This is a genomic window from Hyalangium versicolor (assembly GCF_020103695.1).
GTDB classification, from domain to species: domain Bacteria; phylum Myxococcota; class Myxococcia; order Myxococcales; family Myxococcaceae; genus Hyalangium; species Hyalangium versicolor.
On sequence record NZ_JAHXBF010000044.1, the window covers coordinates 68,798 to 80,112 of the forward strand.

6 protein-coding genes are annotated in these 11,315 nt (G+C 63.5%); 3 read left to right on the top strand and 3 right to left on the bottom strand.

Annotation, left to right across the window (positions count from 1 at the left end):
- Positions 1 to 33: 33 nt before the first annotated feature.
- A complete protein-coding gene (locus tag KY501_RS49450) occupies positions 34 to 1,632 on the bottom strand; it encodes a hypothetical protein (protein WP_224372461.1) in 1,599 nt (532 codons plus the stop codon).
- A gap of 111 nt (positions 1,633 to 1,743) precedes the next feature.
- On the opposite strand from KY501_RS49450, the gene KY501_RS49455 reads away from it, so the two are divergent.
- From KY501_RS49455 to KY501_RS49465, 3 genes are all read left to right on the top strand, one after another.
- Positions 1,744 to 2,502 carry a hypothetical protein gene (locus KY501_RS49455; RefSeq protein WP_224372463.1) on the top strand — a complete coding sequence of 253 codons (759 nt, stop codon included), beginning with the start codon at positions 1,744 to 1,746 and terminating at the stop codon, positions 2,500 to 2,502.
- A 71-nt stretch (positions 2,503 to 2,573) separates the two neighbouring features.
- A complete protein-coding gene (locus tag KY501_RS49460) occupies positions 2,574 to 3,026 on the top strand; it encodes a hypothetical protein (protein ID WP_224372464.1) in 453 nt (150 codons plus the stop codon).
- Positions 3,016 to 4,350, top strand: a complete 1,335-nt coding sequence (locus tag KY501_RS49465; protein ID WP_224372466.1) for a hypothetical protein — start codon at positions 3,016 to 3,018, stop codon at positions 4,348 to 4,350. Before KY501_RS49460 ends, KY501_RS49465 begins: the two co-directional genes overlap by 11 nt.
- Positions 4,351 to 4,445: 95 nt before the next feature.
- Here the strand turns inward: KY501_RS49465 and KY501_RS49470 are convergent, their stop codons facing one another.
- Positions 4,446 to 7,484, bottom strand: a complete 3,039-nt coding sequence (locus KY501_RS49470) for a helicase-related protein (RefSeq protein ID WP_224372468.1) — start codon at positions 7,482 to 7,484, stop codon at positions 4,446 to 4,448.
- Entirely contained in the window at positions 7,481 to 7,909 is a 429-nt protein-coding gene (locus KY501_RS49475) for a hypothetical protein (RefSeq protein ID WP_224372469.1), read from the bottom strand. The genes KY501_RS49470 and KY501_RS49475 overlap by 4 nt, the downstream gene beginning before the upstream one ends.
- Positions 7,910 to 11,315 lie beyond the last annotated feature (3,406 nt).

Sequence of the window (11,315 nt, forward strand, 5' to 3'; positions counted from 1 at the left end):
GACAGGGTCTCCCGGCACACGTGGACAGGCTTCTCACGGAGGCAGTCCGAGCAGGCGCCTCACGGACTGGCGATCCTCCTCCCTCACACGAAGGATGACGTCCCGAGCGTCTCCGAGATGGAGCATCCCCAAGGCATGCGCTTCTCGCAGCGCTGCCTCGGGACCGAACAGGAGGGCGAAGACGGAATTGGGTTTATCCTCCGCCGCGAACCGGATGGGACTCCCGCGCGCCTCGAGCACTTGATTGAGCAGCGCCAGCACCGCGCCCATGTCCCAATAATCTCCCAGGTTCCGCGCCGTCAGGGAGAAGCGCTCTCCATCCGCGTACGCTCGTAGGGTGTAGTCCCCCACCAACTCCCCGAGCGAAGCGTCCTCTGGCGGAGCCAGCTCCTCGAACACCACATCCTGGAGCGCCGGGCGCACGCTCCAGGCCAACGCCACGAGGAGCACATCGTGCCGGACAGGGGCGGTGGGCCTCTTACCGCGCGAGGCGAAGAAATAAAGGGCGCGCCGGACCTGGTACATCCGCCCCAAAAGAGGCACGGGCGGCAGTTCGCTCGAGGGCACAGGGGACTCGGTGGGAAGAAGGCCCTTCTCCCGGGCCCAGGCATCCCGGGCCTCGATGGAGGGAAAGCGCGTGAGGACAGCGAACGCCTCCTGGAGAGAGGGCGAGAGGCGAGGGTCATCGCCGAGCAATGAGGCCAGCCGGGCAGTGGCGGTCCAGTCCGCGTGAGCCCACCGTGTCACGCATTGATCGAGCCGTTTGGCATCTGTCGCCACCATCGTCTCCGTCGTCGGGAGAAACCGGCACTGACGTTGGTTGTACTCCTCCTCCTGCGAGCGAGCCTTCCGCGATTCTTGAACCTCCTCGGCGGCTTCCCCACGAGCACTGCGTGCCAGTTCCTCCAGCAGCTCTCTCGCCACGGGCTCCGTGGAACGCGAGAGAAACGCCGCGGCATTGTCGAACAACTCCTGCCGATCCTCGGAGAGGAGCCGGCGGACCGCACGCTGCATGGCCAACGTCAAGCGTGGGGGCCCATAGCGATGGTACTGCTCGAGCACGGAGAGCAGCGGCGCATCGTCCCGAGCGAAGAGCGCCTCCACCCTCGACCCCGAGCACATTGCGAGTTTCGACCAGAACAGGGCACGAATCAGCGGAGGCTCACGGCCCGGGGCCTCCAGGTTCTCACTCAACCAGTCGCAGGGCGGTTCCCCCAGCTCGATACTGCTCACTCCCCGAGAGCCCTCTTCGATCGGCCAATCCTCCTCGGGCCAGAGAGCTTCTCCATAGGTGCCTTGAAGCGCCACGAGGCTCTCCGCGGAAGCGGCGGCTTGCCGGAGCGCCACGAGGAAGCGCTCCCCCATCTCCCGGTCTCCCTGCATGAGCCGGAACTGGACATGAGAGAGGGGAGGTCCTTTCTCCACTTCCGCCCAGAAGTCCTCCACGCGAGTGGGAAGCGGCGCGGAGAAGCGCGCAGGCACCGGCGCCCTCACCTGCTCGATGGGCAGGCGCGGAGGGCTCCAGGGCGGTCGGGGAGCCACGGGGGCCTTCACCGTCCACAGCTTCCAGACCGCGCCGCCACTGGCCAGCAAGAGCCCCAAGACAAAGAGGACGAAGACCCGCTCCCTCATGAGCGGACGGTTCCTCTGGCAGGAAGCAGGAAGGACATGCACGCAAGATAGCAGCAGGCTCGAGGAGAGCGGGGGTGGACGCTGAGTGCTTGCCGCTTTGCAGCAGTGCATGTGACGCTGCGCTGGATGTGGCTCCGTGCGCTGCTGCGGTTCGTGCTGGCCTTTCTGGCTGCGGGTTGCAGCGAGGATGGAGGCTCGTTGGCAGCCGAGCCGCTCGAGCAGACCCCTCCTCCCTTCGCCTACTCCCTCTATCTCGAACAGACAGAGCAGGGACCGCGGCTCATCAAGGGCTCCGATGTCCTGCTGACCCATCGCCCCGAGCATCTGGAACACGTCTATCGACAACGGGACAGCGAGCACGATGCGAAAGTGCTCTTCGCGAAGGTGGAGGAGCAGTTCCGCTGGACAGGTGTTGCCTTCGCGAACATGACGGCGTTGGCGTGCGGACTGGATCTCCCCATCCGGTGTACTCCGGACTGGCAGTTCATCGATGGAGTCCTCGGCCACTCGGATGGCCCCGGAGCGCGGCATTTGCGGCAGGTCCTGGCGGACGCCTTCACGGCCCAGGCCAGGAAACGCAGGTTGGAGACCACGCTCGCGATGGCCATCGCCAACGCGGTTCTGGCTCGAGGGCAGTTGAAGGCGGCGGTGGGCAAGGCCGCCGTCTCCGCGGAGACCCGTGCCGCGCTTGGAACCTCGAGCCGCGCCGCGAGCGTGGAGGGCGCAGCTCTGCGAGCCGAGGAGATGACGGCGGTGGAGCAGAGCGCAGCAGCCGTGGGAGCCGAACGGCTGGCGGTCACAGGGCGCATCCGAGCCCGACCGGACGTCTCTGCCATGCAGGCACGAATACCAGAATCCTGCCGCCTCTGACCTGGAACGAGTACCGAGTCTTCCGGACACGCTTCGATCGTGCGCTGGAGTTCCAACAGGACGTCTCGGCCATGCTGCGGGCGGAGGTGGACACGTCGCGAGCCCGACGCCAGATGCTCGATCAGATGGAGAGGCCTCGGGTCGACGAGAACGTGGGGCTGGCACACGATGACGGCACTCCTCTTTCCTATGCGGACCAGTTCGTCGTCGACGAAGCGACCGTCAGGCAGGCCACACCTCACGTGGAGACCTTCAGCACCAAACAGCGGGACTTCAGCGGGATGAGCGTTAGAGTCATCGAACAACATGTCATCGCCGACTCAAAAGAGGCCGTGGGCAAATACGGCGGCACCGTGGAAGTACGCAGGCCAGGCCATCCCCTCTTTGAGCGCCGAGTTCCTGTCTCTCGAGTGCATCTCGTGTATGACGGTCGGCTCTTGCCAGAGCTTCACAACCTGAGGGAGCAGATGACCACGACCGCGAGGAGGCTCGGCGTCGCCCTCCACTTCCATCATGACCCATGACGAATGGAACAAGGAGGATGGGCTCGAGCTCAGGCTTTGCTCCTCCGCCAACCCGCTGGGACAAGGGTTCACAGGCCTGGAGCCTGTGCTCGACATCATCGAGGCCACCGGAGAGGAGTTCCACCCCAAGGACATGACGTTGAAACGGCGGCTGAAGTACTCGCGATCGAAGCTGCGAGACCGCCTGCCTGAGGTCACCTTCCAAGGAACCGTCATGTTTCTCCTTGGATGCGCCCGATTCCCCAGCGCCTACTTCAATGTTTCGTCCTCTCTCAACGTACCTGAGGAGGGGCGGTTCAGCCTCAGCCTCCACGCCAACCCCTTCTCGATCTTCACCGGCCCCGGTAAAGCAGAAGAGCGGGCCCGACGGATCGTGGAGCTTGCTCGTGCCTTCGCTGCCCGCTTCCCCGTCTCCTACGGCTTCGCCCACAGTGGCACTGACTTCGTCATGGGAGGGGCTCCTCGCCTCAAGAACACTTCCGCGCCCCTAGGCGTCCACCAGACCCACTGGCTCAACCTCTTCGGGCCACGCATGGTGGAACAGCTGGGCCGTCAGCGCGTGCTCTCCACTCCCGCTTTCCTCGTGGAGGAACTGCCACACGGCGCCGTTCTCCTCCTTACCCGCCCCACCCCCTCCGACTTCTTCTCCGAGGAAGCCCGGTTCGCTCAGGCGCGCGCACTCGTCCACCTGCGTCCGGAGCTGAAGCTCGAGGACACTCTGACCGCCCTCCGCCAGCGCTCCCTCGCATTCACTCCCATCGAACCGGATTTCGACCCGGACATCGCTGATCTGCTCACCCTCACTCTGCAGCGCTCCGGCCTCGACACGAGGCGTGCGGACATCGAACGCCTCAACCGATACCGCCCCCTACTTCCCTCTGAATGGCTCCCGGCTCGCGAAGTCCCACCCTCTGATGTCCTCGACGTCGCAGAAGCCATCCGCATCTACGAGCACCAGTACGCCGAACAGCTCGCCGTGCTGCTCCACACGAAAGTGCCCTCCGTCATGGACGCCTCTCCCGAATCCCTCCCGGAGCTGGACTACTTCCTATGGTGGCAAGGCTGGGGCTCCAGGCTTCCCGAAGCCGAGCGGGAGTTGTTCACCACCTCCCTGGGCGCGTACCTGGGTGCGCTCATGGTGCGCAACCTAGGCGGGCGCTGGGTGCCTCGCCGCAACCTCGACGAGGCCGCCGTCATCACTGGAGCCAGGGCGTGGCTGCCCTTCCTACGTGCCCGTCATGCCCTCCAGAGCCGCCAGGCCGCGCTCGACTTCTCCCTCACCCAGTTCTACAGGCACGCCGCGCGCCGAGTGATCAGTCACTGAGCACACCCTCGGAGGCTCCCCTCCGGACGCGGACTGCGCCAACTGGTATGCTTGTCATACCAGTGCGGCCCATCGCCGTTGAATAGGCGCGGATATCAGCTGGCAACGCCGCTCCCCACGACCGCACCCACGACCTGCTCTTCTCCAAGAAACTCGTTCTTCAACTCGAAGCGCATCATCGCCGTCATCTGCTGGAACAGCGCTTCTCCCGTCAGTTGCTCTTTGCGCCAGCGCGTCGCCGCCAGACGCAAGACAGTCTTGTATTGACCCGCGAGCACCCAACGTACCATGGCGTCCAGCACGCCCCGCCTCTCCTCATCCGCGCTAGTCCGCAGTGCATCAAGCGACGCGCGTACCCATTCCTCGTTGATGTCGAGCGCGGGTGTCTGCCGCTGAGCCCGAACGTTGTCCGCCTGCATGGAGAAAAGCCGCCGGGACTCCTCCACCATCAATGATAGCGTTAGCCTCGCCCGTGAGACCTGCCCGGGTACGCGCAAGTCCTCCCGCTCGGAGTGTTTATATAGCAGATCCAGCCCCGCCAAATCCGCCAACTTCTCGATACAACCGTCCTCTTTGTGCTCCCGCCAAAAGCCCCAGTACCAACCCAGCCGCATAGCCACAACTCCCGGCAGCGCCGAGTTCGTGGCAGCCCGTCGGCCTGAGCGCAGTGCCTTGACGCGCGCATAGAGATCTGGCTGGGTCTGCCGCAGTGTGAGGATGCGTTCGGCATGACGTCCGAGCGCATCCAGGTCATCCGACATCTCGGCTTTCTCAAAAGCCTTGCCTGCGTACGCGTCCAGCGCTCCCTGGACGTCGAGGCGGTCCTCTGCAGGGAGTATGTGGCTGTCCTCTCCAAAGACCTCCAGAAACTCCTTGATGCGCCGCCGGAGCACCTGCTCAAGGCCTAACTGGGACTCAAGCCCTCGCTCTGGCAGGAAACTGGCAATGTGAATCTCATCATTGGGGCTTCCAAGACGATCAATGCGACCCGCACGTTGGATGAGGCGCACGGGATTCCAGTGAAGGTCGTAGTTGATGAGTGTATCGGCGTCCTGGAGGTTGATACCCTCACTCAAGGCGTCTGTGGAGATGAGCAGGTCGATCTGCTTCTCCCGAGGCACCTGTGTCCCTTCTGGCGAGAGATTGGCTCGCGGCGCGAAGCGGCGGATTATTTGACGGACATTACCGCTGCTGCCCGTCACCTTCTCCACGGTTCCGTACCCTTCCTTCAAGTGTTCCACCAAGAAGTCAGCCGTGTCGGCGAACTGCGTGAAGATGAGGGTACGATGCACCTGGGGTGGACGTGTCGCGAGGTAGGCACGCAGTCGTGCTAGTTTGGCCTCGGCTGCTGGCGGCAGTTTCCCCATGGCCGTGCAGAGTTCCTCCACCCGCCCGAGGTCCCCCTGGAGTGCGTTACGCAAGCGATCCACGTGAAACATGCCGGAAGGCAGCGATTCACTTTCGCCACCTTCTTCATCCGCCACATCCAGGTGCAGAACGATAAAGCCCTGCTGGAGGTTCTCCAGGGCCACGCGTAGGCGCTCCCGAAGCCGATCCAAGGAGATGCGAAAGGCGGCTTCACTGGACTCCAGACGTTTGAGCAACAACACCTTAAAGAGCCCTCTAAGGCTTTGACCTGCCTGACGGATTCCGACTACGCGCTCGTCCTTCTTGTGCACCTCCAGTAGGTAAGCCCCCAATCCGTAGAGGGGGTATTCCATGCTGCCCAGCAGGTGGATAATGCGGTCGTACAAGCCCGCCCCGTATGATTCCTCGATCTGATAGCGCAAGCACTGCTCGGGCCCGGAGATGCGTGTGGGGAAGCGAATGGGCACCCAGGCATAACCACCCGAGCGCTGTTTCACCGGTAGCTTCGCGTCCGGGTACTGAGCTTGGATGAACCGCCGGGTGCGCCGCACTACAACGTGCTGGAGGATGGAGGTGAGAGACTCCTTACCCGACTCTACCGCTTTGAAGAAATCCTCTAGCGACTCTCCAGCGAAGGGCAATCGAGTGAAGTCGTCGGGAAAGAGCCGCAGTTGCCGCTGCACGTCCCAAGAACTGTTGTTCTGGGGTGTCGCCGAAAGCAGCAGCACTTGGCGCCGCGAGGGGATTCCCCCTGGGTGCAACCACTCCCAGAGCCGCTCGTACCGGCGTGTCGTGGGATTACGGAAATTGTGGGACTCGTCTATCACCAGTACTTGGCGCGCATTAAATCGAGGGAGTTCTCCCAGGCTTCCATGAGACAGGGTTCGCAGGTGGACGCCTGACTCCTCGCCTAGTGCCTCCCAGACGGGACACACCGCAGGAGGAGCCACCACAACCGCGTGCCGGTCCAGCACGTCCTGGAGGTAGCGAAGCAATGCCATGGCGATGTATGTCTTCCCCAAGCCGACAACGTCCGCCAGAAAGACCCCCCCAAAGCGCCGAAGGATGCCCTTAGCCTGCTGGTAGGCAGCCTGCTGAAAAGCCGTCATTCGCTCCAGCAAGGGGTTATTATCGGTGAGATCCGAACCCTGGAGCATCTCCAGGAAGAACTCCGACAGTACCTTGTAATAGAGTTCCTTCGCTGCGATGAGTGGACCTGCCCAGGATTCCTCTAGAAGAGTCTGAATCTCCTGGGAGATGTCCTCTGCATCCGTCAATCGCTGTTGGAACCAAGCACGTGCCTGAGCATGCATTCCGCCCGCCAACGCCATGTCCAGCTCCGCGCCTGGAGGACGTGCCAGAAGTTCTCGAGTAAGAGGCCCAGCTGGCACAAGGCTGCTGTCCGATCGGCTGATAAGCCGGCTGAATAGGGGCCTGCGCGAGTAATGGAAGACACGCGCCTGGGTGGACTTCAGCCGCTGAATCCACCCGCCCAAGCGCTCTTCCCATGCCGTTGTATGAGGCAACTGGTCGAGCTGAAGCCCGAGAGACTCGAGGATTGCCTGACGGTGCGCATGCGATGCATGAACGGGAAAGTCCAAATGAGGCTCGCGTGCCAACTGCGCATGGCCCTGAGGAGGATGTGGCAGAAGCCCTGGAGCAGCCAGCAAGAAATCGATCTCCGCCTCCTGGTCGAAGAACTCCAATGCATCCGTGCGCAACTCGCCCGGAGCCACGAGCGTCCTGGATTCCATGAGAGTGCTCATCGCGGAGTTCCTCCCTTCAACCAGTTCGACATTGACGATGACAACAGCACTACCTCGGGAAGTTGCTCCCTGCACGGGAGCGTAGGCGTGGAAACGACGGACACGGCTTTCGCCGACAACCATGCCTCCAACGACACCTTTAAGAATGAGAGTTCTTCAGGAGTTCCACTGGCGCTGCCCACTATTCGCTTAATGGATAGAGGTTCAGGAACAGCCTCGGGATCTGGCATGAGGAGAATGCCTTTCCCGGGCAAGGGCACCCCAAGTTCATCCTCAAGGCTTGGAAGCTCAGACTCTGCCTGGTCCACAGGCTGCTCATCCACGTCGAAGCCTAATACCAAACGCAGGGTATGACTCCAGCAATCCTCCATGGGGCGACCTTCGTTCTCAAGCAGAAAACGGATGGGGGCGATCGCCGCCGCCATAGCGGGCCACTCCTCCCAGGCGGACGAGGCCAGTGGAGGTACGCAGCGACGGGTTCCGGGCGGCCCCCGCTCCAACGGGGGCAACCACCGCCATCCAGAGGGCGACGCCTCGGAGGGGGGTCCCTTCCACCACCCCACCAGCGCACGCACGAGCAATCGTTGGCTCATCCGCATCCACGCCCCGTCTCCTGGGAAAGCCCGTTGCACGACGGCCTCAATCATCTCGGCGGCACGGGAACCATCCTCTCCACAAGGACGGGGGCGGGACTCTTCCACGAGCCGACAGAAGTCCAGTGGGCGCGACTCCGGCCGAGCCAGCCCTGCCATCAATTCCCGTAGTGCCAGTATTCCGACGGAGCCCAGCGGCGGAACCTCCACTCCCTCATGGCGCAGAGCCCGTACCGAGGGCCCCGGACGCAGTGACGACTCGAGCACTCCTCTCCCTGCCTCCTCTGAATCATCCTCCAGCGCTTGAAAAGCGCCTAGGACCATAAATAACCAAGGCAGATGCTGACGCAGCAGCCGGTCACGCGCGGCGCGCTCCGCCCAGAAATCTGGAGAGGACATCTCAATGAGAAGAGGCGACACAACAGGTAGGTAGACAGGGCCCCTTGAGGTCAAGACCCCCGTCGTGGTCACTCCCCACGACTCCCCTTCCACTCTCAGCAGCACCTGGACGACCCCGTCCCGAGACGAGCCGTGGAGCGAGCGAAGGAGTTGAATATCCTCCTTCTGTCCCTGCCGTATCTCGGGCACGGGGATGCGTGCCGCAAGCTCGGCGTAGGACTGCATACGCTCCACGTTGCACTCCAGTGCCGGGGCCTTGTCGTCCCGCGCAGGCCGCCCCTGAATCCGGAAAGTTCCCGGCACCACAGAGCGCAGACCTGGAGGCCGTGTCAAGGGCCACAGGCGCGCGAGCAATCCAGCGAGATGCGTGGGCTCACCCTCCTGCCGTCCTTGGGACACGGGTCCCCACAGAGCGTCCATCTCAGCGAGTAGCGCGCGACGCGCCGTTTCCCACAAGAGCCTGGAACCGGACCGCCGCAACCGCTTGAGCCGATCGGAGGCCAAGCGCACACGCAAATAGGCATGAGTGAGTGGGGATTTCACCTTCTCGGCTGCACCCCGAGGCAGCCCCGTGGGGTGTAGCACCCAAGGCAAGATGGGCACTGAGGACACGATCAGCCGTCCCGGTAACATCCTCCCCAGCGCCTTCACATCCCGCTCTACTGCCCGGAGACCGCGCAGCAATTCCTCGCGCTCAGCAGGAGAGGTGGAACGGGAGATGCGGTCGCGCACTGCTGCCCCCGGGTCTTCCCGGCGCACGGCTTTGTACATCTGGATGCCCAGCACCAAAGCCCCATCCTTTACATAACGCCGCTCCAACTCGGAGACGGTGAGACCTAACAGCGCTGCGGCGGTCTCCTTACGCCAGGGGTGGAGCACCGGCTCGCAAAGTCGAAACACAGACAGAGGACGCCTCCTGCTCAGTGCAGGACGAAGCAAGACCGGCGTTCCACATCCCGAGGAATCCGGTTGGCACACCTCGAACGCTCTCGCACGTCCCTGGATCTGCCCACAGCTACAACCCCAGCGCAGAGGTGAATCCTGCTCCGCCTCTGTGTACGTAGTAGGCCAGCTACGCAGCCGTGTCGCCGACGGGACTTCAAAGCGAAGTTCGCGCCGCTCGGTGGACACATCCTTCCACGGCTCAGGCTCTGAGGATGTAGGGGGCATGACCCCTGCTGCCTCCAATACCTCAACAAGGTGGGGCCAGAAGCCCGGCAGTCCCCCCGTCCAGGACCGCGCTTCTCTTGAGAGGATGGAGGCCTCATCAGGCCTCGCCGCCGCCCACCACAGCCGATCCACGGTGGAAAGCGCGGGCGAGTCTGGCGCCGCCGCAATGCCCTCCCCATCCCGAGCACGGAAGCGCAACTGAGCGTCCGGGCCCTTCACGAAAGCGTCTTGAGTCAGGATCCAGCACCTCCCCACCCGCGAGGCAGCAAGATGCAGCAACTCACCCGACGCGGCATCGAACCAGATATCTGTGTCAGGAGTGGAAGCCAGGGTGGGATCCTCGATGACAAGGTGCACGGGCTGCCCATCCTCCCCATATGGCATCTCTTCCCGGGCGAACCCTCCTTCCAACACAGCCACCCGGCCATCCGGCAACAGGAGTTGGCCCCGGACGTCCACAGGCGCCTCAAGTGCCACGATGAGGGTGAGCCTCCACGCTAGCAATGCTTCGGTCTTGTCTCGCACGACCTCCTCGCGCACCTCCACCACGGTCCCCTGAACCCCCGGAGGAACAAACCAACGCTCGGCAGCCGCCGGCAGAACCGGCCTCAGCGGAAGCAACTCGTCCGCCATGGGAAGCGGGACCACTGCCGCCTCCGCAGGGCTCGCCGGAACGGCCTCCGAGGCCAAACTATCCTCCGGGGCCGACTCAGTCTCCGCCTCGGGGTCCTCGAGGTCCTCGGGCTCCTCCATCTGGAACACATGGGCAAGAAGATCACACGAGGGCACCGTATGAAGGCGCTGAGTACTCAGCGTCTTCGCCCCCGTGTCGCGCGCCCACAAAGTCAGGGGAGCCTCAAGCCACACATCCCCCGGCTTAACGATTGATCCTCGTACCACGAGGATCCTGTGTAGAGGAGTGTCCTGCGAGGCCAGTATGGCGGGCAGGCGGACTCCTATCTCGCGTCGACGAGGCTCCGCAGGTAAGAGGGGCGCATTCGCTGCCGCCCGTGCACGAAGTTTTGGGCCGTGGACGTAGAGCACACTCAATTCCTCGGCAAGGGGATGTCCTCCCACGACAAACGGCACTGCATTCCTTGGTCGCCCCAAAGGCAGCGCAGCGAAGGAAGCTAGTTGTGCCGCGATCCATCCCTGAACTGGTCCAACGCCCTGTCCTCCCGCTCGGGGATTGATCTGGGTCAGCGGCTGCGCCGAAACCCGTAGCCGCCCCCGTCCCAAGTCGTCCGGCAGCGGCACAGCCAACTCGCCACAAGGCGTCAGTCGTGCGCTCGACACAGGCAACCAAGTCCCAGGCGGAAGGCTCGCCGACAACTCCGGACAAGCCCAGGCCGGAGCATGCCCTGCGCTCAAGACCGAGGCCTGTCGAAGGATGGGTAGCGCCCCCTCCAGTGTCTCTCGAGACCGCTCAGGTTCCAGGAACGCCTTGAGGAAGACCTTGCTAACGAGCAGGGGAATAGAATCGCGCCCAGCCAGCCCCCTCAGAATCGCCCTTAGGACGAGTGGCAGATCCCTCACCGCGCCTTCATAGTGTCCTTTCGGCAGGAGTGCGTGATGCCGCGATCCTCGGTGGGTAGACTGGGGTACGGCACGGCTTGCCGTTCTGAGCGAGAGGCCGTGGCAAAGCGGCGGGTTGCCCACCGCGCGCTGA

Coding starts and splice junctions, on each gene's coding strand:
- KY501_RS49450 (WP_224372461.1), bottom strand. CDS start 1,632: ATGAGGGAGCGGGTCTTCGTCCTCTTTGTCTTGGGGCTCTTGCTGGCC.
- KY501_RS49460 (WP_224372464.1), top strand. CDS start 2,574: ATGCTGCGGGCGGAGGTGGACACGTCGCGAGCCCGACGCCAGATGCTC.
- KY501_RS49465 (WP_224372466.1), top strand. CDS start 3,016: ATGACCCATGACGAATGGAACAAGGAGGATGGGCTCGAGCTCAGGCTT.
- KY501_RS49470 (WP_224372468.1), bottom strand. CDS start 7,484: ATGAGCACTCTCATGGAATCCAGGACGCTCGTGGCTCCGGGCGAGTTG.
- KY501_RS49475 (WP_224372469.1), bottom strand. CDS start 7,909: ATGGCGGCGGCGATCGCCCCCATCCGTTTTCTGCTTGAGAACGAAGGT.